Genomic DNA, 20,812 nt, shown 5'->3' with positions numbered 1-20,812 from the left:
TCGACCCCGCACAATGGCCGGCTGATTCAGGAGACGAGGAGACAAACAAAATGGATCTGCTGCTATGGCGCCACGCAGAAGCCGTCGACGGGGTGCCCGACAGCACCCGCGAACTCACCGAACGGGGCATCCGCCAGGCGCGCAAGATGGCCGAGTGGCTGGAGAGCCGGCGCCCCAAGAAACTGCGCGTGCTGGTGAGCCCCACCACGCGAACCCGCCAGACCGCTGCCGCCTTCACCCAGACCTTCGAGGTCGTCCCCTCTCTCGCGCCGGGCAACGACATCTCGTCGATCCTCGCCGCCTGCGGCTGGCCCGATGCGGGCGGGTCGGTGCTGGTCGTCGGCCATCAGCCCGAACTGGGCCGTCTGGCCGCCCTGCTGCTGTCCGGGCAGGAGGCCGACTGGACGATCAAGAAAGGCGCGCTGTGGTGGTTCACCAACCGCGTGCGCGAAGGCGAAACCCAGACCGTGCTGCGTGCCGTGATACCCGCCGATCTGGTCTGATCCGGTTGCTCCAAAAACAAAAAAGCCACCTGAGGGTGGCTTTTTCGTTGCAGTGCAGGCTGGCGGTCAGACCGACATCGCCTTCACGTGCTGGATCACCTCGGCAATCGCCTGCTGGGCAGAGCCGTACAGCAGCCGGGTGTTGTCCTTGTAGAACAGCGCGTTCTCGATGCCCGAGTAGCCGGTGCCCTTGCCACGCTTCACGACGATCACGTTCTGGGCGAGATCGGCGTTGAGGATGGGCATGCCGTAGATCGGGCTGGACTTGTCGGTGCGCGCCGACGGGTTCACCACGTCGTTCGCGCCGATCACCAGTGCCACATCGGCCTGGGCGAAATCGGCGTTGATTTCCTCCAGGTCGAAGATCTTCTCGTAGGGCACGCCGGCCTCGGCCAGCAGCACGTTCATGTGGCCCGGCATGCGGCCCGCGACCGGGTGGATCGCGAAGCTCACCTCGACGCCGGCTTCCTCCAGCAGCGCGGTCATCTCCCACACCTTGTGCTGGGCGCCGGCCACCGCCATGCCGTAGCCCGGCACGATGATGACCTTGCTGGCGTAGCGCATCATCGCCGCTGCATCCATGGCGCCGACTTCCTTCTGCTCGCCTTCCACCGCCTCGCCGGCACCGGCCGCAGCCATCGGCACGAAAAGGATGTTGGAGATCGGCCGGTTCATCGCCTTGGCCATCAGCTGGGTGAGCAGCGTGCCGGCCGCGCCGACCACGATACCGGCGATGATGAGCGCCGGAATCCCCATCACGAAGCCCTCGAAACCCACGGCCAGGCCGGTGAAGGCGTTGAACAGCGAGATCACCACCGGCATGTCCGCACCGCCGATGGGCAGCGTGATGATCACGCCGAGCACCAGCGCCAGGATGAAGAACGCACCCACCAGCATCGGGTCGATGGCCGGGGCGATCACGATCGCCACGCCCAGGCCCAGGGTTGCCAGAGCCAGGACGACGTTCACCGCGTTCTGGGCCGGCAGCCGGAAGGCCTTCTTCATCACGCCCTGGAGCTTGGCCCACGCCACTACCGAGCCGGAGAACGACACCGCGCCGATCAGCGCGCCCAGCGTGGCCAGCAGCGTGACCACGGTGCCGTGCATCTCGCCGCGGGCAAACTCGACCGCCGCGATGGCCGCCGCCGCGCCGCCGCCCATGCCGTTATAAATCGCCACCATCTGCGGCATGTCGGTCATGGCGACCTTCTTGCCGGAGATCCAGGCCAGCGCACCGCCGATGGCGATGGCGATGACCATCAGGGCAAAGTTGTTCATGCCCGGAGTGAGGAACGTGACCACCGTAGCGAGCACCATGCCGACGCCCGCCCAGATGATCCCCTTGCGCGCCGAAACCGGCGAACTCATGCCCTTCAGGCCAAGAATGAAGAGCACCGCGGCCACGAAGTAGCTCGCGTCAATCAGCCACTTGATCGCCATCAGTTCTTCTCCTTCGACTTGAACATGGCGAGCATGCGTTCGGTCACCACGTAACCGCCGGCCGCGTTGGCCGCGCCCAGCAGCACGGCCACGAAACCGATGGCCTGTTCGAGCGGGGTCTCAGCCTGGCCGAGGGCGATCATGCCGCCCACCAGCACCACGCCGTGCACGAAGTTGGAACCCGACATCAGCGGGGTGTGCAGGATCACCGGCACACGGGAAATGACCTCGTAACCGGTGAAGGCGGCGAGCATGAAGATATAGAGTGCGACAAATCCGTCCATGATCGTCTCCCGGTTACAGGCCAAGGGCCTGCTTGACGCCGGCGTGGCGCAGTTCGCCCGCGTGGGTCAGGCACGCGCCCGCCAGCACCTCGTCTTCCCAGTCCAGGGCCAGCGCCCCGTCCTTGATGAAGGGCGAGATGAAGTTGAAGAGGTTTTTGGCGTACATCTCGGAGGCATGCACCGGCATGCGACTCGGGATGTTGGTGGGGCCGATGATGAGGGTTTCGCCAACCCAGGTCTTCTCGCCCGCCATCGTGCCGGCCACGTTGCCGCCGGTCTCGGCCGCCATGTCGACGACCACCGAACCCGGCTTCATGCGCGCCACCATCTCTGCGGAGACGATCACCGGCGCCTTCTTGCCCGGGATGGCCGCGGTGGTGATGAGCACGTCGCAATCGGCGATCGCCTTGCCGAGCTTCTCGGCCTGCTGACGCTTTTCGTCGTCGGTGAGCTCACGGGCGTAGCCGCCGGTGCCTGCAGCCGACACGCCGGTATCGACAAACTTGGCGCCCAGCGACTCGATCTGCTCCCTGGTTTCCGGCCGCACGTCGTAGCCCGAGACCATCGCCCCCAGCCGCTTGGCCGTGGCGATCGCCTGCAGGCCCGCCACGCCGGCGCCGATCACCAGCACCTTGGCCGGACGGATCGTGCCGGCCGCGTAGGTCAGCATCGGGAAGAACTTGGGCGAGTGGTCGGCCGCGATCAGCGCGCACTCGTAACCCGCCACCGCTGCCTGGCTGGACAGCACGTCCATGCTCTGGGCGCGGCTGATGCGCGGGAGCAGCTCCAAAGCGAAACAGGTGATCCGTTTCTGGCGCAACAGTTCGATACGCTCGCGACTGGACCACGGCTGCTGCAGGCCGATCAGCACCGCACCGGGCTTGAGTTCGTTCAGATCGTCCAGGCTGAGCGGCTGCACCTGCAGCACGACATCCGCCTTGCCAAGGACGGACGAAGCGTCGCCGACGAGTTCCGCCGAACCGTAATCTTCATCCCGGTAGTACGCCGACGAGCCGGCCCCCGCCTGGAGCAGCAACGCCGCCCCAAGCCCCTGATACTTTTTGGCTACGTCCGGAACCAGCGCGACGCGGCGCTCGCCCGGCGTGAACTCTTTGGTCACACCGATGACCAGAGGCATGGAACCTCCTTATAAGAATTGTTAGGTTTCTGCTATCGTCGTGAGAGGGTTTCGACAACGACAACACGTGCTGTTCAACCATGAAACGCCCAGGCCAGCCCTGAAAAATCGGGAAAACCGCAGGATTCTCGTAAAAGAACTCGCAATTTTCGGCCATTGAGCAAGATCACGATGAGAAAGTCTAACAAGAAACGTGCCCACCCAACCCGCAAGTTAGGGTTACCCCCAGGGTCACTGGTGCATATCGGCGAAATCAAGACCGAAAAGCCCAGCATCACCCTCATCGAGTACGATTCCCAAGGCATCACCGAGACCCGTTTTGAGGACATCGAGCTATCCCGCCGGCACCACGCCACCCGCGAGAAGATGTGGCTCAACGTCTATGGCCTGCACGACCCTGCGGTGATGGCCGAAATCGGCCGCCGTTTCAAGCTGCACCCCCTCGTCCAGGAAGACATCCTCAACACCCACCAGCGCCCGAAGAGCGACGAATACGCCGACTACCTCTTCATTGTTGCCCGCTGCTTCGACTTCGATCCAGAATCCCGCAGCCTTCATTCGGATCAGGTCAGCATCGTGCTCGGGCGCAACTTCGTGCTCACCTTCCAGGAGCGCGCCACCGGCGCCTTCGAGGCTGTCCGCGAGCGTCTGCGGGCCGAGCACGGCGCAATGCGCGCCCACGGCACCGACTACCTGGCCTACGCCATTCTCGACACACTGGTCGACCGCTACTTCGTGATGCTCGACAACCTGGGCGACATGGCCGAAGACCTCGAGGATGCCGCCCTCACCCGCCCCACTCCGGCCCTGCTGGCCGAGATCAACCGGGTCAAGCACGAGGCGCTGGTCCTGCGACGGGCCGTCTGGCCCCTGCGGGAGATCCTCAACACCCTCGCCCGGGCCGACAACGGCTTCTTCAGCGCCGACACCCGGCTCTACCTGCGGGACATCTACGATCACACGGTGCACGTACTCGAATCGCTGGAGTCAGTCCGGGATCTGCTGGCCGACCTGCTCGACATCTATCTGTCGAGCGTCAGCAACCGCCTCAATACCGAGGTACGCATCCTCACCGTGCTGACCACCCTGTTCATGCCCGCCACGCTGATAGCCGGTATCTTCGGGATGAATTTTCATGAAATGCCGTTTCTGGACGACCCAGACGGCTTCTGGATGGCGCTCGGGCTGATGCTGAGCGCGGCAGCCGTGATGGCCGCGTCTTTCTGGCGACGCAACTGGCTCACGACCCACTGAGCCAGCCCCCTTGTCGAGCCGGCGGTGGGGCAAGCCCCCTCAGCGCCCGCCCAGCCGGGGAAACTCGTTTTTGGCGGCCGGCTTCTGGACGACCTCGACCAGCTTGACGATGGCAAGCGAGATGTTGTCGCCGCCGCCTCGTGCCCGCTGACGTGCCAGCTCGATCAGTGCGGAAGCCGCGTCCCGCGGTGACTGGGTTTCAAGAATCTGCCCCATCTCGTCCTCGGAGATGTAGGCCCACAGCCCGTCGGAACACAGCAGGAAGGCATCGCCTCCCACCAGCGGCGAAGCGTGACCGATATCGACCCGCGGCTCCCGCTCGGAGCCCAGGCACGACAACAGCACGTTACGGTTAGGGTGGCGCAGCGCCCCCTCGGCATCGAGCCGCCCCTTGCGGACGAGTTCCTCGACCAGCGAATGATCGACGCTGCGGGTGACCAGCGCCCCACGCCGAAAATGGTAGAAGCGCGAATCGCCGCAATGCGCCCAATCGGCCCGATCCGGCTGCATCATGAAGACCACGGCCGTGCTGTGGGGGTCTTGTTCGCTGGTGAAGCGCGTCAGCTTGATGACGATATGTGCCTCGTCGATGATGCTGCGCAAGAGATCGGGTGCGCTCTCGGAGGCCGGCGCGTAGGCCTCGAAGTTCTGCTTGGCCTTGAGGATCACCTGCTCCGCCGCCATGGCCCCGCCGGAATGCCCGCCCATGCCGTCGGCCAGTACCGCCATGAGTGTGCCCTTGCGGGTCGGATGGGCGAACACCGCGGCCCGATCCTGCTGCTCGGTGCGGTCGCCGGTGTGCTTGGCCACGCAGGCTTCCGCCTGATAGCGCTTCTTGGAACTCACCGAGTCGGGAGCGGAAAGGGACGATAGCGTTGGATTCAGCATGTAACTCGAACAATCAGCACGTGACGCACATCATCGAGGCACGGGCCATCGGCCGCGACACCCCCCGGCCAAGAATGGCCGACAATGAAAACCGAACAAACGGAACTCCGCACTGATTCACAGGATCACGCCGCCCAGGCGGCAGACAACTGACATTCACGAAGTTTAACCGTTTATTTCTTTAGTAATAAAGACGACGTTTCGCTTTCAGGCCGATTGTGTGACTTTTTCATCGATAAGTTCAATCCAATGTCGTACCGGCAGCGTCGCTGCCGTGGCGAGATGCCCAATGCAGCCAACATTGGCCGAAACTATGCAGTCGGCACCATATTGTTGCAAGGCCGAGAGCTTGTCGTCACGTAGTTCAGTGGCCAAATTGGGTTGGAGGAGTGAATACGTGCCGGCCGAGCCGCAGCACAAATGGGAATCGCGCACCGGCGCAAGCTCGAAGCCTGCTGCGGCAAGCACGCTTTCGACCACTCCGCGCACCCGCTGGCCGTGTTGCAGGCTGCATGGCGAGTGGAAGGCGACCCGTCCTCCGCTCGTCCGGGCACCGGCTGCGGCCAGCAGCGGGTCGAGCCGCACCCGCTCGGCGGCGAGCACCTCGGCAATATCCCGGCTCATCGACGCCACCTTTGCCGCCTTTTCGGCGTAGGCCGGATCCTGCTTCAGGAGGTGCCCATACTCCTTCACGTGGGCACCGCAGCCGGACGCGGTGACCACGATTGCCTCCACCTCGCCCGACGCGATGGCGGGCCACCAGGCATCGATATTGCGCCGCGCATCGTCGCGCCCGCCCGCCTGGTCGTGCAGGTGAAAGCGGACTGCGCCGCAGCAACCGGCGGTGACCGTCTCGACCAGCGAAATGCCAAGCCTGTCCAGCACCCGGGCAGCCGCCGCGTTGATCGAGGGGCGCATCGAAGGCTGAACGCAGCCGGCCAGCGCAATCATCCGCCGGGCGTGACGCGGCGCCGGCCATCTACCGGCGCCATCTGCAGCGGGGATCTTCCCCGCGATGACGCGGGGCAGCAAGGGTTTGACCAGCCGCCCCAGGCCCAGCGCCGACCCGAACAGCGTACGCTCGGGGATGAGCGCCTTCAGCGCCGCCCGCTGCAACCGATCCACGCCGGTACGCGGCACCTGCCGCTCCACCACGTCACGGCCGATGTCGGCCAGCCGGGCATACTCCACGCCGGATGGGCAGGTGCTCTCGCACGACCGGCAGGTGAGGCAGCGATCCAGATGCAGGCGCGTCTTCTCGGTGGCCGGCTGGCCTTCGAGCACCTGCTTGATGAGGTAGATGCGCCCCCGGGGGCCGTCCAGCTCGTCCCCGAGCAGCTGGTAGGTGGGGCAGGTGGCGGTGCAGAAACCGCAATGCACGCACTTGCGCAGGATGTCTTCGGCCTCGCGGCCCTCCGGCGTGTCGCGGATGAAATCGGCGAGATGGGTCTGCATGGCTCAGGCTTCGGGGTGGAGACGACCGGGATTGAAGACGCCAGCAGGATCGAAGGCGCGCTTGAGCTTGCGCTGCAGGGCCAGCATGGGCGCCGGCAGCGGGTGGAAGGCCTCGCCCCGCACCCCGCCGCGGAACAGGGTGGCATGGCCGCCAAGTGCCGCGGCGCGGGCCCGGATCTCGGCGGGCGGCGCGTCCGAGCGCAACCAGCGCTGGGCGCCGCCCCACTCCACCAGCTGCTCGCCGGGCAGGGCCACGGCCAGCGCATCGCTCGGCACCGACAGCCGCCACAGGGGCTGCGCGCCGGCAAAAAAGTCGTCCCGGTGATCCCGCAGGCTGCGCCACAGGTCCGCCGCCGCGTCGTCCGCGAGCTGCTCGCCGCCCAGCCGTCGAGCCGCCGCATCCACCGCCGCACCCGCGCCTGACAACCGTAGATGCAGCACGCCGCCCCGCCACGCGCTGGCGGAGATCGGCAGCGGCTGGCCGGCCCAGGCGTTGAGCTGGTGCAGCGCGGCGGATTCGCCCATCTCGAAGCGCAGCGTCGTCTCGGCCACCGGCCTGGGCAACACCTTCAGCGAGACGTCGACGATCAAGCCGAGCGTACCCAGGCTGCCCGCCAACACCCGCGAGACGTCGTAGCCGGCTACGTTCTTCATCACCTCACCGCCAAAGCGCAGCACGTCGCCCCGGCCGTCGATGAGGGTGGCGCCCAGCACGAAATCCCGCACCCCGCCCACAGCCGCCCGACGCGGCCCGGCGAGGCCCGCCGCCACACAGCCGCCCACGGTGCCACCTTCGCCAAAGTGGGGTGGCTCGAAGGCCAGCATCTGGTTCTCGGCGGCCAGCGCCGCTTCGAGTTCGGCCAGCGGGGTGCCCGCCCGGACGCTCACCACCAGCTCGCTGGGCGCGTAATTGAGGATGCCCCGATGGCCGTCCACCGGCAGCGGTTCGCCGCGCTCCGGCCCGCCATAGAAAGCCTTGGTGCCGCCCCCGCGGATGCACAGGGGCTGGCGTTCCGCCGCCGCCGCGCGGATGCGCTCACTCCACGCCTGAATCTGCCCGCTCACGCTTGCCCTCCTCCTTGTTGCGCCGCTCGGCCAGCCGGCCGGCGGTGCGCAAACCCATCCAGGTGCCGATCAACGACAGCACCGGCACGGCGACGAACAGGAACTGCAGCCATCCTTCGGAGATCGTTTCCATCAGAAGCGCGGCAGCTCGGGATGGGCCTGGGCCACGCTTGCCCCCATCCGCTCGCGGCCGTATTCGGCGCAGCGGTTGAGGGTCGGGATGGCCTTGCCCGGGTTGAGCAAGCCCGCCGGGTCGAACGCCGCCTTCACCCGGTGGAAGGCTTTGATCTCGGGCGTGGCGAACTGGCTGCACATCTGGTTGATCTTCTCGATGCCTACCCCGTGCTCGCCAGTGATCGTGCCCCCGAGCGCCACCGACAGCTCCAGGATCTCCGCCCCGAAAGCCTCTGCGGTGTGCTGGTCGCCGGGCTTGTTGGCGTCGAAGAGGATCAAGGGGTGCAGGTTGCCGTCGCCCGCGTGGAACACGTTGATGCAGCGCATCGCGTACTTCCTTTCCATCTGCTGGATGGCCTTCAGCATCTCGCCCAGGCGCTTGCGGGGGATCGTGCCGTCCATGCAGTAATAGTCTGGGGAGATCCGCCCGGCCGCCGGAAACGCCGCCTTGCGCCCGGCCCAGAAGCGCAGCCGCTCCGCCTCGTCGCGGGACACCCGCAGCTCTGTGGCGCCGCAGGCTGCCAGGATGGCGCGCACCCGGGCCACCTCCTCGGCCACCTCCTCCGGCGTGCCGTCGGATTCGCACAGCAGGATCGCCTGGGCGTCCAGCGGGTAGCCCGCGTGCACGAACGCCTCGACCGCCGCCGTGGCCGGCTGGTCCATCATCTCCAGCCCGGCCGGGATGATGCCCGCCGCGATCACCGCCGCCACCGCGTCGCCGGCCTTCACCACGTCGTCGAAGGCCGCCAGCACGCACTGGGCGAGTTGCGGCCTGGGGGTGAGCTTCACCGTCACCTCGGTGACCACCGCCAGCATGCCCTCCGAGCCAGTGATGAGCGGCAGCAGGTCGTAGCCCGGCGCATCCAGCGCCAGGCTGCCGAACTCGACGATCTCGCCGGCGATGGTCACGCCGCGCACCTTGAGCAGGTTGTGGATCGTCAGCCCATACTTGAGGCAATGCACGCCGCCCGAGTTCTCGGCCACGTTGCCGCCGATGGTGCAGGCGATCTGCGACGAGGGATCGGGCGCGTAATACAGGCCGTAGGGCGCCGCGGCCTCCGAGATCGCCAGGTTGCGCACGCCCGGCTGAACCACCGCCCGGCGGGCGTGGGCGTCGATCCGGACGATCTTCTTGAAGCGCGCCAGCGACAGCACCAGGCCAAACCGGTGGGGCTGCGCGCCGCCCGAGAGCCCGGTGCCCGCGCCCCGCGCCACCACCGGCACGCCCTGGGCGGCGCAGATCGTCAGGATCGCCACCACCTGCGCCTCGGTCTCGGGCAGCGCCACCATCATCGGCACCTGACGCAGCGCCGACATGCCGTCGCACTCGTAAGGCCGCAGGTCTTCCAGATCGTGGAGCAGGCAGGCAGGCGGCAACACCTCGGCCAGGGCGGCCAGCAGCCGCGCCTTGTCCACCCGCGAGAAATCCCGTTCCGCAACGCCGAAATCCGGCGCATCGGCCACTTCGCCCATCACCTCTCCTCTCCGTCGATTGGCGCCGCCACCTGCGGCGACAGCGCCACCCCCAGGCGCGCCGCGGCGCTCACGATGTGCTGCTCGGCCGCTGCCCGGGCCGCCGCCGGATCACCCGCCACGATGGCCTCGAACACGGCCCGATGCTCGCCCTGAGATGCCCGCGCCAACCCGCAATCCACCCCGTCGCGGCTCCAGGTGGGCTGACGGGAGGCGGAAAACTCCTGACTCACGAACTCGATGAAGCGGTGGATCAGGGGGTTGCCGCTCGCCGCTGCCACCGCGCAGTGGAAGGCGTCGTCGGCGCCGGCCCCGTCGCCCGAACCTGCCACGCCGTCGAGCACCGCGTCCATGGCGGCCAGCGCGTCGGCGATGCGGGCGAGGGCCTCGGGCGTGCGCTGCGCCGCAGCCCGTTCGGCGGCGGCCGCCTCGACGATCAGGCGCAGCTCGAACACATCCCGGGCGTCGTGGCCGGCGGCCGGCGTGCCGGCGCTCATGCGGAAGGCTGCCGCCCCCGGCCGTGCCGCCACGAACACCCCCGCGCCCTGCCGGCTGTGCACCAACCCGTCGGCCTTGAGCCGCGCAATCGCCTCACGCACCACTGCCCGGCTCACCGCAAACTGGGCGCCCAGCTGGGCCTCGGTCGGCAGGCGCTCGCCGGGCACCCAGCCTCCGGTGCGGATGCGCTTCTCCAGCGCCGCCCCGACGGCATCGGACAGGCGCTGGGGACGGTTGATCGGTTGAAGTCGGGCCGCGGCCATGGGTCAGCTTGTCAGACAAGTTCGGCGCAGTCTAAGAGAGGCCGCGCGCGCCTGTAAAGCGGGTCGTGGCGCAGCTGTTCAGACCAGCCCCGGCGGCGCCACAACGCCGCCCAGCAGCCCTTCGAGGCGCGCCGCCACCCCCAGCAGGCGGTCGTCGTCCCAGCGCCGGCCCACCAGCTGAATCCCCACCGGCAGGCCGTCCTCGACCCCCGCCGGCAGGGCCACCGCCGGGCTGCCGCTCAGAGAGAACGGCACGGTCAGGCCGATGGTGGCCTCCAGGTAGCGCAGGCGCTGGCTCGCCACCGGCAGGGTCGGGGGTTTCGAGAACATTCCCAGCGCCTGCCCCGGATAGGCGACGGTGCTGGCCACCGGGCAGATCAGCCCGTCCGCGTCCGCCAGCGCCGACTCGAGCAGGCGAATCCAGGCGTCGCGCCGGTCGAGCGCCCGGTTGTACGCCCGCATGTCGAAACGCAGGCCACTGGCAATCGCCCGCAGCAGGCGCTCCGACGGCGGCAGCAGGTGCCGCAGGGCGAGCAAGGCGTGACGCTGCCAGCCGGGCATGCCCAGCCCGATCTCGGCACCGGCGATGTGCCCGAAGGTGTCGCGCAGCGCCGCCGGCTCGACCCCCGCCGGCAACCCGCGCCGAAGCTCGCAGCCGGCCGCCGTCAGCAGCGCCGGCAGGCGCGCGAAGACGGCCCGCGTCCGCTCGCACAGCGGCAGGCCCGGGTCGTCCCACAGCAGCAGGCGCAGGGGGCGCCCCTCGCCCACCCCGGCCGCCACCGGCGCGGGAAGCGCCGGCACCTCGATGTCGATCCCGTCCGGCCCGGCCATCGTGCCAAAGCCGAGCTGCAGATCCGCCACCGACCGCCCCAGCACGCCGAAGGACAACATCCGGCGCACGCTGCGCACGCCGCCCAGCCGATCGGGCAGATGGGGGATGTGGCCCGTGCGGGGAATGCGGTTCTCGGTCGCCTTGAAGCCCGCCACCCCGCAGTAGGCCGCCGGAATGCGGATCGACCCCGCCAGATCGCTGCCCGCCTCCAGCAGCGAGAAGCCCGACGCCACCGCCGCCGCGGCCCCGCCCGAACTGCCACCCGGCGTCAGCGCAGGGTTCCAGGGGTTGCGCGTGAGCCCGAAGAGCGGGCTCCAGCAATGGGGCGCGCCGGCCAGCTCCGGCAGATTGCTCTTGCCGACGATCACCGCCCCGGCCGCGCGCAGGCGCGCCACCACGGTCGCATCCCGGTCCGGCACGTAATCCTTCAGCGGCTTGAAGCTCGCCGTCGTTCGCAGGCCACGCGTCTCGAACGCGTCCTTGATCGACACCGGCACCCCCAGCAGCGGCGGCAGTTCCCCGCCCAGGGCGCGCATCCGGTCAGCGGCCTTCGCGGCGGCCCGCGCGCCAGCCTCGTCAAGGGTGACCAGCGCGTTGATCCCGGGGTTGAAGCGGGCGATCCGGGCCAGACAGGCGTCCACCAGGGCTTCGGAAGACAGGCGCCCTTCACGGATGTCACGGGCAGCCGCTGAGGCCGTGAGCGTATCGAGCTGGATCTCGGTCATCACGCCCCCTCGCTGGCAGAGGCGGCAGGAAAATCGGGCAAAGACGACAGGCGTGGCTGGATCATGGCAAGGGCAGGCCGAGTGGATCAGGGACGTCAGTCTAAGCGTGCCCCGCCCGCCCATCTTGAACCCAGACGACATGCCGGCCGGAGGAATCAGAAACCTGAAGGCCCGAAATGCCGCGCCCGCATCAGCGGGTCGATGCGATAAGGCCAGAACGCCGGATCGTCGCCCGCAACGCCCGCCACCAGGCCGGCGGGTGAATGCCCGGTGAAACGCCGCACATCCCGGCACAGATGGGCCTGATCCGCGTAGCCCGCGGCCACCGCCATTTCCGCCCAACCGTCGACCGGACTCATCGCTGCACCCAGGGCCTGCAGCAGGCGGCTGCAGCGCAGTTGCTGGCGATAGCTCCGCAGCGACTGCCCATAAGCTTCCTGGAAACGCCGTTCAAACTGCCGCTGACCAAGGCCAAACTTCTCCGCCAGCTGCGCAACCGGAAGAGACAGCAGCGTCGGCGGCACCCACAGGCCGGCCTGCCCGGCAGCGTCGCGTCGCAGCGCCTCCAGCAGGCCCCACAGCCGGGAGAGCAGATCCTGCGTCGCGGCCGCTGGCGGCAAGCCATCGACGAAACCCGCCAGCAGCCCCCGGCCGGCGTCATCCGCCACCTCCGCCAGGTCGACCGCCTCCTCCATCAGCGCCCCCGCCGGCACGCCGAACAGCGCCCCCAACCCGCCGGGCAGGAGCGACAGGGTGACGATCCGGGTGCCCGCCTCAGCCCGGGCGTCGCGGGGTCCGCGCGTCCCGCCACACAAGGCCAGCCGGGGAAGCTGCACCTCCACGCCATCGCGCAGCACCCCGATGCCCCCCTGCACGATCACCAGCAGCACCGGATGGAGCGCCGCCGGCAGGATGTAACGGCCGCCGGGCAGACGGGTCACCAACGCGCTGCGCACGCAGTCGGCAAGCCCCGGCGACGGCCAATGAATCCCGTCAGCCAGCATCCGGCGCTTGCTCAGACCATCCACTCGAAGGAATCCTCGGTGGGCCCGGTGGGCACGTATTCGCAGCCGATCCAGCCCCCGTACCCGATGGCCTTGAGATGCCGGAACAGGAAGGGGAAATTGATCTCTCCGGTGCCCGGCTGGTGCCGACCAGGGTTATCCGCCAGCTGGATGTGGCCGATGTGCGGCAGGGCCGATTCGAGCGTACGCGCCAGGTCGCCCTCCATCACCTGGGCGTGGTAGATGTCGTACTGCAAACCCAGATTGGGCCGACCTGCTGCGTCGAGCACCGCCAGCGCAGGCGCCGTGCGGTCGATCAGGAAACGCGGCGTGTCCCGGCTGTTGAGCGGCTCCAGCAACACCTGCCGGCCGGCCTCGGCCAAGGCATCGGCGGCGTGGCGCAGGTTGTCTGCCAGGGTGGCGGTGAGCACCGCCTCATCCACGCCCTCCGGCCGCAGCCCGGCGAGGCAATTCACCCGCGGGCAGCCCAGCCCCTCGGCGTAGCGCGCAGCCAGCCCCACGCCGTCGCGGAACTCGCCCACCCGATCCGGCAGGCAGGCGATGCCCCGCTCACCCGCCGCCCAGTCGCCCGCCGGCAGGTTGAACAGCACCACCTCCACCGCCGCCCGACGGGCCGCATCGGCCACCTCGTCGAGAGGAAAGGCATACGGAAAATGAAACTCGACCGCCTTGAAACCATGGGCCGCCGCCGCCGCAAAGCGCTCGAGGAAGGGCCGGTCGAGGAACAGGAAAGACAGGTTGGCGGAAAAACGCAGCATCGGAAAACCTCCCGGATCGACATTCGGAACAGGGGAAACACCAGCCAGGGCAGCCCAAAACGACCACATCACGGAAAGCCGGCCATTCGTTGGGTTATCATGCGCGACTTGAACCCGATAATCCAAGCCCCACCAATGATCCGCAAACTGCTGCGCCGGGTCTTCCGTCGCGCCGCACCCGCCAACACCCTCCCCGATCCCGCCGTGATTCCCGTCAGCCGCCACGGCGTGCGCCGGGAACAGATCTCCCCCGCCGCCAACAAGGTGTGCTCGGTGCTGCAGGAAGCCGGCCACAAGGCCTACGTCGTCGGCGGCGCGGTGCGCGACATCATCGTCGGCCAGACCCCGAAGGATTTCGACGTGGCCACCAGCGCCACGCCCGAGGAAGTCCGCGCCCTGTTCCGCCGCTCGCGCATCATCGGCCGCCGCTTCAAGATCGTCCACGTGATGAGCGGCCCGGAGACCATCGAGGTCTCCACCTTCCGCGCCATGCAGGACGCCGAATCCACCGAGACCGACGAGCACGGCCGGGTGCTGCGCGACAACGTCTTCGGCAGCATGGCCGAAGACGCCACCCGCCGCGACTTCACCGTCAACGCGCTGTACTACAACCCCACCGACGAAACCGTCATCGACTACCACCACGGCGTGGCCGACCTGCAGCAAAAGACACTGCGCATGATCGGCGACCCGCGCGTGCGCTACCGTGAAGACCCGGTGCGCATGCTCCGCGCAGCGCGCCTGGGCGCCAAGCTCGGCCTCTCCATCGACCCGGCCGCCCGCGCCCCGATCCGCGAGATGGCCGACCTCCTCGAGAACGTGCCCCCGGCGCGGCTCTTCGACGAGATGCTCAAGCTGCTGATGTCCGGCCACGCGGTCAAGTGCCTGCGCCAGCTGCGCGAAGAGGGCCTGCACCACGGCCTCTTGCCGCTGCTCGACGTGATCCTCGAACAGCCGCTGGGCGAACGCTTCGTGTGGCTGTCCCTCGAAAACACCGACGATCGCGTCCGCCAGGGCAAACCCGTTTCGCCCGGCTTCCTGTTCGCCACCCTGCTGTGGCACGAGGTGCTGGCCGACTGGGAAGCCCGCAAGGCCGACGGCGCCCATTCCCAGCCTGCGCTCTTCGACGCGATGGATTCGGTGCTCGACAGGCAATCCGGCAAGCTCGCCATCACCCGCCGCATCGCGGGCGACATCAAGGAGATCTGGGCCCTCCAGCCCCGCTTCGAAAAACGCGCCGGCAAGACGCCCTACCGCCTGCTGGAACAACCCCGTTATCGCGCCGGCTGGGATTTCCTGCGCCTGCGCGCCCAGTCCGGCGAGATCCCGATGGAGCTGCCCGACTGGTGGGACGCCTTCGCCGACGCCAACCCGGATTCCCGCGAAGCCATGCTGGTCCCCGACAAGGCCGGCACCGCCAAGAAACGCCGCCGCCGTCGCAAGCCCTCGGGCGCAGCCAGCAATCCGCCGGGCGACGCATGAGCCTCTCCGCGCCGACGCGCACCCGCGCCTACGTGGCGCTGGGCGCCAACATCGGCGAGCCCGTCCAGCACCTGCGGGCCGCCGTCCTCGATCTCGACGCCCTGCCGGGCACCACCGTGGTGGCGCGCTCCTCCCTGTACCGCAGCGCGCCGGTCGGGCTGGTGGATCAACCCGACTTCATCAACGCGGTGGTCGCCGTCGACACCGCCCTTGAACCGCTCGACCTGCTGCATGCCCTCCTCGCCATCGAGGCCCGTCACGGCCGCGTGCGCAGCGTGCCCAACGCCCCGCGCACCCTCGATCTCGACCTGCTGCTCCACGGCACCGCAACCATGACGAGCCCGGCGCTCACCCTGCCCCACCCACGCATGCACGAACGCGCCTTCGTGCTGCTGCCCCTCGTCGAGATCGCCCCGGAGGTCGTCCTCCCCGGGCTCGGCCCGGCGCAGGATTTCCTCCCCGCCGTGGCCAACCAGGAAATCGCCCGCAGCGAGCCCATGTAATGCCGATCTGGGCCCAGACCAGCCTGCTCCTGGCCGCCTCGAACGTCTTCATGACCTTCGCCTGGTATGGCCACCTCAAGAACCTCGCCACCTCGCCGTGGTACATCGCGGCGTTTGTCAGCTGGGGCATCGCCCTGTTCGAATACCTCCTGCAGGTGCCGGCAAACCGCATCGGCGCCCAGGAACTCAACCTCGCCCAGCTCAAGATCATGCAGGAGGCGATCACCCTCACGGTGTTCGTCCCCTTCGCCGTTTTCTACATGCAGCAACCCCTCAAGCTTGACTATCTGTGGGCGGCCCTGTGTATCCTAGGCGCCGTGTACTTCATCTTCCGCGCCTGAGAGGCGGAGACACCCCATGCTCGAAAAAGCGCGCTACATCGTCGTCGAAGGCCCCATCGGCGCCGGCAAGACGACCCTCGCGAAGCGCCTCGCCGCGCGCATCAACGCCGACGTGCTGCTTGAAGACCCCGCCGCCAACCCCTTCCTCGGCCGCTTCTACCAGAACATGGAACGCTGGGGCCTGCCCACCCAGATCGCCTTCCTGTTCCAGCGCGCCGAACAGCTCGTCGCCTTCGATCACGCCCACGACCCTTTCCGGCGCATCGTCTCCGACTTCCTGATCGACAAGGATCCGCTCTTCGCCGAGCTTAACCTCGCCGAAGACGAACTCCAGCTCTACCGCCAGCTCTACGCCCGCCTCAAGCCCAGCGTACGCAAGCCCGACCTGGTGATCTACCTGCAGGCCCAGCCCGACATTCTGATCGACCGGGTGCGTCGCCGCGGCGTCGAATCCGAGCGCAAGATCAGCGAAACCTACCTGCAGCGGGTGGCCGAACGCTACGCCACCTTCTTCCATCACTACGACGCCGCGCCGCTGTTCATCGTCAACGCCGAATCGCTCAACCCCGTCGACAAGGACGAGGATTTCGAGCTGCTGTATTCCCGCCTGCTGGCCATGCGCAGCTACCGGGAATTCTTCGGCTACGCCGGCTGACGCCGCCGCCCCCCACCGCCCGCCATCCCCCGACCTTTCGCACCCGACACCCGCTTGTGCCCTGCACAAGTTTGGGGTTAACTGCCGCCGCGAGGAGGAAACGCCATGAGCTACCTGCAGGACAACACCAAACCCGTCACCCTTTTCGAGCTCGGCAAGATGCGTGCCGAAGGCCGCAAGATCGTCATGCTCACCGGCTACGACGCGAGCTTCGCCGCCCTGCTCGAACGCTGCAGCGTCGACGTGATCCTGGTGGGCGACTCTCTGGGCAACGTGCTCCAGGGCCAGAAGACCACCCTGCCGGTCACCGTAGAGCAGATGGCCTACCACACCGAATGCGTGGCCCGTGGCGCCAACCGCGCCTTCGTCGTCACCGACATGCCCTTCGGCAGCTACGCCGAAAGCCCCGAACAGGCCATGCGCAACGCCGCCCGCCTGATGGCCGCCGGCGCCCAGATGGTCAAGCTCGAAGGCGGCGCCTTCATGGCCGACACCGTGCGTTTCCTGGTCGAGCGCGGCGTGCCGGTGTGCGCCCACATCGGCCTCACCCCCCAGTCGGTGCATCAGCTGGGCGGCTACCGGGTGCAGGGGAAGAGCGACGCCGGCGCCGCCGTGCTCAAGGCCGACGCCCTGGCGCTCGAACAGGCCGGCGCGGCCCTCGTCGTGATGGAGATGGTCCCCTCCCAGCTCGCCGCCGACATCACCGCGAGCCTCAGCACCATGGCTACCATCGGCATCGGTGCCGGCGTGGATTGCCACGGCCAGGTGCTGGTGCTGCATGATCTGATCGGGGTCTTCCCCGGCAAGCGCCCGCGCTTCGCCAAGAACTTCATGGAAGGCGCGTCGAGCATCGACGACGCCGTCACCCGCTACGTGACCGACGTGCGCGAGTCCCGCTTCCCCGGCCCCGAACACAGCTACTGATCCCCGCCATGCAGATCCACCCGACCATCGCCGGCCTGCGCGCCGCACTCGCCGCCAACCCCGCCGCCCGCGTCGCCTTCGTGCCCACCATGGGCAACCTCCACGACGGCCACATCTCGCTGATGCGCCAGGCGCGCGAGCACGCCGACATCGTGGTGGCGAGCATCTTCGTCAATCGCCTGCAGTTCGGCCCCAACGAAGACTTCGACAAATACCCGCGCACCTTCCAGAACGACTGCGCGCGCCTCACCGAGGCCGGCGTGGATCACCTTTTCGCCCCCGACGAGCAGGAGATGTACCCCGAGCCCCAGCGCTACCACGTCGAGCCCAACCCGGGCCATACCGACATCCTCGACGGCGCCGCCCGACCCGGGCACTTCCGCGGCATGGCCACCGTGGTGCTCAAGCTGTTCAACATCGTCCAGCCCCAGGTCGCCCTGTTCGGCAAAAAGGATTACCAGCAGCTGATGATCATCGCCAACATGGTGCGGGAGTTCGCCCTGCCCATCGAGATCGTCCGCGGCGAAACCAGCCGTGCCGACGACGGCCTCGCCCTGTCGTCCCGCAACGGCTACCTGACGCCCGAGCAACGCGCCGAAGCCCCGCGCCTGCAGCGCCAGCTCAAGTGGATCCGCGAGCGCATCCACGCTGGCCAGCATGATTTCCTGCGCCTCGAAACCGAGGCCGTGGCCGAACTGGCCGCCCACGGCTGGCAGCCCGACTACATCTCGATCCGCCGCCAGCGCGACCTGCACCCGCCCCGGGATGCCGCCGACGGCCCGCTGGTCGTGCTGGGCGCCGCCAAGCTCGGCACCACCCGGCTCATCGACAACCTGGAAATCTGAACCCTGCCCGGCGGCACGCGCCCCCAAACTGGGCAAGCTCCGGCCGGGATTGCACCGCGCGTCGCCCCGCGTCAAGCCCAAGGCCCGAACCGTCGGCGGCCGCCACCCGTGTGGACGCCCCGCCCAAGGCTCCGATGACACCCAAACCTGCTCGCCGATCCCGACGGCTCTCCAGCCGCAGCTTGCGTCTCCCGGTCAGCGGCACGATCGGCGTATTCGCCCTCGCGCTGCTGGCGATGCTCCTCACCATGAACCGCACCGTCGGCGTTTACGACGAAGGGCTGATCCTCACCGGTGCGGCGCGTGCACTGGCTGGCGAGCACATCCACCGCGACTTCTACGCAAACTACGGGCCCGCCCAGTTCCACCTGCTGGCCACCCTGTTCGGCATCTTCGGCCCCGGCGTGCTCGTCGAGCGACTGGCCGACATCGCGATCCGCGCCTGCATTGTCGCGGCCGCCTGGGCCGGCCTCTCGGGCGTCTGCCCACGCCCAGTCGCCGCCGTCGCAACCATGGTGATCGGCGCTTGGCTGGCCTTCGTCGGCAACCACGGCTATCCGGTCTACCCTGCGCTACTGTTTGCGCTCCTCGCCACAATCCTGCTTTCCCGCGGTGAAGCTGCCACGCCAAGCCGCTGGCAAGGCTTGCTCGCCGGCATGCTGGTCGGGCTGGCCGCGCTCTTCCGCTACGACATCGGCTTCATGGCCGCGGCGGCCCATCTGGCCGGCATCCTTGTCACCCGTCGCGACGGGCGGCTGCGCGCCCTACCGACCTACGCCATCGGCGCCACCCTGCCCGTGGTACCGCTGCTCGCCTGGTATGGCGCCAGCGGTGCGCTCAGCGCCTTTCTCCACGACACGCTTACCTTCCCAGCCCGGGATTACGTGGCGATGCGCGGCTTGCCTTTCCCAAAGCCCAGCCTGACCAAGCTCTCCATCTACCTTCCGATCATCGCCGCAGCACTGGCGCTGATCGCCTGGCACCGGCGGCGTGTGTCGGCGGACGGCAAGCTACGGCCGTTTCTGGCCTTCTTCCTGCTCATCACTCTGGCCTTCTACCTCAAGGGCGCCGGCCGGGTGAGCATCGAACACATCCAGCTTGCGCTGATCCCCGCCATCATGCTGCTGGCCGCCTTGTCAGGCGACATCCGGGGGCCGCAGCGCTGGCTCGCGTACAGCGCCAGTCTGTGCCTCTTCATCGCCGCCATCAACGCCGGCGCGGCCGGTCAGCGCAAGCTGAACGCGGCCGACCAGGTCGTCCTGAAGGATCTCCCGGGGTTTCTGGCGAGCCCCGGCCAGTTCCAGGCCGAAGGTGCCGAACGCAACGCCGCACTGGCCTACATTCGCGACCGCACTCGCCCCGAAGACCTGTTGTTCGTCGGTCTCACCCGGCACGACAAGATCTTCGTGAACGACGTTTCCGCCTACTTCCTGGCCGCCCGGCACCCCGCCACCCATTGGCACCACTTCGATCCGGGGCTGCAGACCAGCGAGCCGATCCAGCGCCAGATGATCGCCGACCTCGAAACCGCCAGGCCGCCGCTCGTGTGGCTCGAATCCACCTGGAACGACGTCCGCGAGCCCAACCGCAGCGCCGAGAGCAGCAAGGTCCATCTGCTCGACGACTATCTCGCCGCCCACTACGCGGCAGAGGCCACCTTCGGGTCCATCGTCATCGCGCGGCGCAAATAAATCGGGGCCGATCCGCCCGGCGGACCAGCCCCGACCGCCCCCTGCCGCAGCCTCAGGCCGCGTGATGGAAGCGGGCAATCAGGATCGCCTCGGCGCCGGTGTCGCGACGCCGGATCTGCCCCAGACACTCCGCCAGCTCCTCGCACTGCCGGATATCCTCGATCAGAAAGTGCCGCAGGCGCACGCACAGCGCCAGCTCGCTCACCGCCGGCTCCACCACGCAGGCGGTGCGGATGGCGTGGACCACATCCGGATACACCGGGTCCTTGGCCAGGAGCGCCGCCAGCTTGATCCGCACATGATGGGAAACCGGCGAACCCTTGGGCAACTGCCGGAGGGCATGAATGACCTGCAGGGCACCGCGGCGGGCGTCCCGGTGATGACCAAGGGCCTGGTCGTTGGCGATCCGTCCGATCGCCACGATCCACTCCGCCGGGATGGCGCGGCTGCCGCCCGAGCGCGAACGCAACACCTGCCAGGCGGTCAGCAACGCCACCAGCAGCCCGATACCCGCAACCAGCGTGGTGTTCATGATGAGCCTCCTCCAATGAGTTCCGTGCTCAAAGGGTAGAAGGCGCCCGACGCCCCTGTTGCCG

Annotated in this window: 22 protein-coding genes; 9 read left to right on the top strand and 13 right to left on the bottom strand. The window is 68.2% G+C overall.

Annotated features, from left to right (window positions below):
• The first annotated feature begins 50 nt into the window (after window positions 1-50).
• Complete coding sequence (sixA, locus tag ACE3N6_RS00575) at window positions 51-503, top strand: phosphohistidine phosphatase SixA (protein WP_374243209.1); 453 nt, start codon at window positions 51-53, stop codon at window positions 501-503.
• Window positions 504-569: 66 nt separating this feature from the next.
• Here sixA and ACE3N6_RS00570 read toward each other — a convergent pair whose 3' ends face one another.
• From ACE3N6_RS00570 to ACE3N6_RS00560, 3 genes are read right to left on the bottom strand one after another with little or no spacing between them, the layout of a single operon-like run.
• Complete coding sequence (locus ACE3N6_RS00570) at window positions 570-1,943, bottom strand: NAD(P)(+) transhydrogenase (Re/Si-specific) subunit beta (RefSeq protein WP_374243208.1); 1,374 nt, start codon at window positions 1,941-1,943, stop codon at window positions 570-572.
• A complete protein-coding gene (locus tag ACE3N6_RS00565; protein WP_153161707.1) occupies window positions 1,943-2,227 on the bottom strand; it encodes an NAD(P) transhydrogenase subunit alpha in 285 nt (94 codons plus the stop codon). The genes ACE3N6_RS00570 and ACE3N6_RS00565 overlap by 1 nt, the downstream gene beginning before the upstream one ends.
• A gap of 13 nt (window positions 2,228-2,240) precedes the next feature.
• The gene (locus ACE3N6_RS00560) at window positions 2,241-3,365 is read right to left on the bottom strand and encodes an NAD(P) transhydrogenase subunit alpha (RefSeq protein WP_374243207.1); all 1,125 of its coding nucleotides are present in this window, start codon (window positions 3,363-3,365) and stop codon (window positions 2,241-2,243) included.
• A gap of 237 nt (window positions 3,366-3,602) precedes the next feature.
• Here ACE3N6_RS00560 and corA point away from each other — a divergent pair, with 237 nt between their 5' ends.
• Window positions 3,603-4,619 carry a magnesium/cobalt transporter CorA gene (corA, locus tag ACE3N6_RS00555; protein WP_374243206.1) on the top strand — a complete coding sequence of 339 codons (1,017 nt, stop codon included), beginning with the start codon at window positions 3,603-3,605 and terminating at the stop codon, window positions 4,617-4,619.
• A gap of 39 nt (window positions 4,620-4,658) precedes the next feature.
• Here corA and ACE3N6_RS00550 read toward each other — a convergent pair whose 3' ends face one another.
• From ACE3N6_RS00550 to hyi, 9 genes are all read right to left on the bottom strand, one after another.
• A complete protein-coding gene (locus tag ACE3N6_RS00550) occupies window positions 4,659-5,465 on the bottom strand; it encodes a PP2C family serine/threonine-protein phosphatase (RefSeq protein WP_374243205.1) in 807 nt (268 codons plus the stop codon).
• A gap of 249 nt (window positions 5,466-5,714) precedes the next feature.
• Window positions 5,715-6,962 carry a glycolate oxidase subunit GlcF gene (glcF, locus tag ACE3N6_RS00545; protein WP_374243204.1) on the bottom strand — a complete coding sequence of 416 codons (1,248 nt, stop codon included), beginning with the start codon at window positions 6,960-6,962 and terminating at the stop codon, window positions 5,715-5,717.
• A 3-nt stretch (window positions 6,963-6,965) separates the two neighbouring features.
• Window positions 6,966-8,027, bottom strand: coding sequence for a glycolate oxidase subunit GlcE (gene glcE / locus ACE3N6_RS00540; protein WP_374243203.1), 1,062 nt, complete (start codon window positions 8,025-8,027; stop codon window positions 6,966-6,968).
• Window positions 7,999-8,160, bottom strand: coding sequence for a hypothetical protein (locus ACE3N6_RS00535; RefSeq protein WP_153161713.1), 162 nt, complete (start codon window positions 8,158-8,160; stop codon window positions 7,999-8,001). Before ACE3N6_RS00535 ends, glcE begins: the two co-directional genes overlap by 29 nt.
• On the bottom strand, window positions 8,160-9,674 hold the full coding sequence (locus ACE3N6_RS00530; RefSeq protein WP_374243202.1) for an FAD-linked oxidase C-terminal domain-containing protein: 1,515 nt from the start codon (window positions 9,672-9,674) through the stop codon (window positions 8,160-8,162). The genes ACE3N6_RS00535 and ACE3N6_RS00530 overlap by 1 nt, the downstream gene beginning before the upstream one ends.
• Window positions 9,674-10,435: a FadR/GntR family transcriptional regulator gene (locus ACE3N6_RS00525; protein ID WP_374243201.1), complete on the bottom strand. Its 762-nt coding sequence runs from the start codon at window positions 10,433-10,435 to the stop codon at window positions 9,674-9,676. Before ACE3N6_RS00525 ends, ACE3N6_RS00530 begins: the two co-directional genes overlap by 1 nt.
• A gap of 78 nt (window positions 10,436-10,513) precedes the next feature.
• Window positions 10,514-11,992, bottom strand: coding sequence for an amidase (locus ACE3N6_RS00520; protein WP_374243200.1), 1,479 nt, complete (start codon window positions 11,990-11,992; stop codon window positions 10,514-10,516).
• 155 nt (window positions 11,993-12,147) lie between these two features.
• Complete coding sequence (locus ACE3N6_RS00515) at window positions 12,148-13,020, bottom strand: helix-turn-helix domain-containing protein (protein WP_374243199.1); 873 nt, start codon at window positions 13,018-13,020, stop codon at window positions 12,148-12,150.
• Entirely contained in the window at window positions 13,008-13,775 is a 768-nt protein-coding gene (gene hyi, locus ACE3N6_RS00510) for a hydroxypyruvate isomerase (RefSeq protein WP_374243198.1), read from the bottom strand. Before hyi ends, ACE3N6_RS00515 begins: the two co-directional genes overlap by 13 nt.
• A 135-nt stretch (window positions 13,776-13,910) precedes the next feature.
• Here hyi and pcnB point away from each other — a divergent pair, with 135 nt between their 5' ends.
• The 7 genes from pcnB to ACE3N6_RS00475 all read left to right on the top strand — a co-directional run bounded on the left by pcnB (window position 13,911) and on the right by ACE3N6_RS00475 (window position 20,216).
• Complete coding sequence (gene pcnB, locus ACE3N6_RS00505; protein WP_374243197.1) at window positions 13,911-15,257, top strand: polynucleotide adenylyltransferase PcnB; 1,347 nt, start codon at window positions 13,911-13,913, stop codon at window positions 15,255-15,257.
• Window positions 15,254-15,760 carry a 2-amino-4-hydroxy-6-hydroxymethyldihydropteridine diphosphokinase gene (gene folK, locus ACE3N6_RS00500; protein WP_374243196.1) on the top strand — a complete coding sequence of 169 codons (507 nt, stop codon included), beginning with the start codon at window positions 15,254-15,256 and terminating at the stop codon, window positions 15,758-15,760. Before pcnB ends, folK begins: the two co-directional genes overlap by 4 nt.
• Window positions 15,760-16,101: a DMT family protein gene (locus tag ACE3N6_RS00495; RefSeq protein ID WP_374243195.1), complete on the top strand. Its 342-nt coding sequence runs from the start codon at window positions 15,760-15,762 to the stop codon at window positions 16,099-16,101. The genes folK and ACE3N6_RS00495 overlap by 1 nt, the downstream gene beginning before the upstream one ends.
• Window positions 16,102-16,117: 16 nt before the next feature.
• Window positions 16,118-16,756 carry a deoxynucleoside kinase gene (locus tag ACE3N6_RS00490; protein WP_374243194.1) on the top strand — a complete coding sequence of 213 codons (639 nt, stop codon included), beginning with the start codon at window positions 16,118-16,120 and terminating at the stop codon, window positions 16,754-16,756.
• Window positions 16,757-16,861: 105 nt separating this feature from the next.
• Window positions 16,862-17,680, top strand: coding sequence for a 3-methyl-2-oxobutanoate hydroxymethyltransferase (gene panB, locus ACE3N6_RS00485; RefSeq protein WP_374243193.1), 819 nt, complete (start codon window positions 16,862-16,864; stop codon window positions 17,678-17,680).
• 8 nt (window positions 17,681-17,688) lie between these two features.
• Entirely contained in the window at window positions 17,689-18,525 is an 837-nt protein-coding gene (gene panC / locus ACE3N6_RS00480) for a pantoate--beta-alanine ligase (RefSeq protein WP_374243192.1), read from the top strand.
• A 182-nt stretch (window positions 18,526-18,707) separates the two neighbouring features.
• Complete coding sequence (locus ACE3N6_RS00475) at window positions 18,708-20,216, top strand: hypothetical protein (protein WP_374243191.1); 1,509 nt, start codon at window positions 18,708-18,710, stop codon at window positions 20,214-20,216.
• 52 nt (window positions 20,217-20,268) lie between these two features.
• Here the strand turns inward: ACE3N6_RS00475 and ACE3N6_RS00470 are convergent, their stop codons facing one another.
• On the bottom strand, window positions 20,269-20,748 hold the full coding sequence (locus tag ACE3N6_RS00470) for a hypothetical protein (protein ID WP_374243190.1): 480 nt from the start codon (window positions 20,746-20,748) through the stop codon (window positions 20,269-20,271).
• Between the last annotated feature and the right edge of the window lie 64 nt (window positions 20,749-20,812).

The organism is Zoogloea sp. (assembly GCF_041904905.1).
Taxonomy (GTDB): Bacteria; Pseudomonadota; Gammaproteobacteria; order Burkholderiales; family Rhodocyclaceae; genus Zoogloea.
The sequence above is the reverse complement of the archived record's forward strand: the minus strand, read 5'-3'. Positions and strand labels throughout refer to the sequence as shown.

Bases quoted from the DNA above. Each gene is read 5' to 3' on its own strand.
- ACE3N6_RS00525 (WP_374243201.1), bottom strand. From the start codon at position 10,435: ATGGCCGCGGCCCGACTTCAACCGATCAACCGTCCCCAGCGCCTGTCC.
- ACE3N6_RS00490 (WP_374243194.1), top strand. From the start codon at position 16,118: ATGCTCGAAAAAGCGCGCTACATCGTCGTCGAAGGCCCCATCGGCGCC.
- panB (WP_374243193.1), top strand. From the start codon at position 16,862: ATGAGCTACCTGCAGGACAACACCAAACCCGTCACCCTTTTCGAGCTC.
- ACE3N6_RS00535 (WP_153161713.1), bottom strand. From the start codon at position 8,160: ATGGAAACGATCTCCGAAGGATGGCTGCAGTTCCTGTTCGTCGCCGTG.
- ACE3N6_RS00565 (WP_153161707.1), bottom strand. From the start codon at position 2,227: ATGGACGGATTTGTCGCACTCTATATCTTCATGCTCGCCGCCTTCACC.
- glcF (WP_374243204.1), bottom strand. From the start codon at position 6,962: ATGCAGACCCATCTCGCCGATTTCATCCGCGACACGCCGGAGGGCCGC.
- panC (WP_374243192.1), top strand. From the start codon at position 17,689: ATGCAGATCCACCCGACCATCGCCGGCCTGCGCGCCGCACTCGCCGCC.
- folK (WP_374243196.1), top strand. From the start codon at position 15,254: ATGAGCCTCTCCGCGCCGACGCGCACCCGCGCCTACGTGGCGCTGGGC.
- ACE3N6_RS00570 (WP_374243208.1), bottom strand. From the start codon at position 1,943: ATGGCGATCAAGTGGCTGATTGACGCGAGCTACTTCGTGGCCGCGGTG.
- sixA (WP_374243209.1), top strand. From the start codon at position 51: ATGGATCTGCTGCTATGGCGCCACGCAGAAGCCGTCGACGGGGTGCCC.
- ACE3N6_RS00520 (WP_374243200.1), bottom strand. From the start codon at position 11,992: ATGACCGAGATCCAGCTCGATACGCTCACGGCCTCAGCGGCTGCCCGT.
- ACE3N6_RS00530 (WP_374243202.1), bottom strand. From the start codon at position 9,674: ATGGGCGAAGTGGCCGATGCGCCGGATTTCGGCGTTGCGGAACGGGAT.
- ACE3N6_RS00495 (WP_374243195.1), top strand. From the start codon at position 15,760: ATGCCGATCTGGGCCCAGACCAGCCTGCTCCTGGCCGCCTCGAACGTC.
- hyi (WP_374243198.1), bottom strand. From the start codon at position 13,775: ATGCTGCGTTTTTCCGCCAACCTGTCTTTCCTGTTCCTCGACCGGCCC.
- ACE3N6_RS00560 (WP_374243207.1), bottom strand. From the start codon at position 3,365: ATGCCTCTGGTCATCGGTGTGACCAAAGAGTTCACGCCGGGCGAGCGC.
- ACE3N6_RS00470 (WP_374243190.1), bottom strand. From the start codon at position 20,748: ATGAACACCACGCTGGTTGCGGGTATCGGGCTGCTGGTGGCGTTGCTG.
- pcnB (WP_374243197.1), top strand. From the start codon at position 13,911: ATGATCCGCAAACTGCTGCGCCGGGTCTTCCGTCGCGCCGCACCCGCC.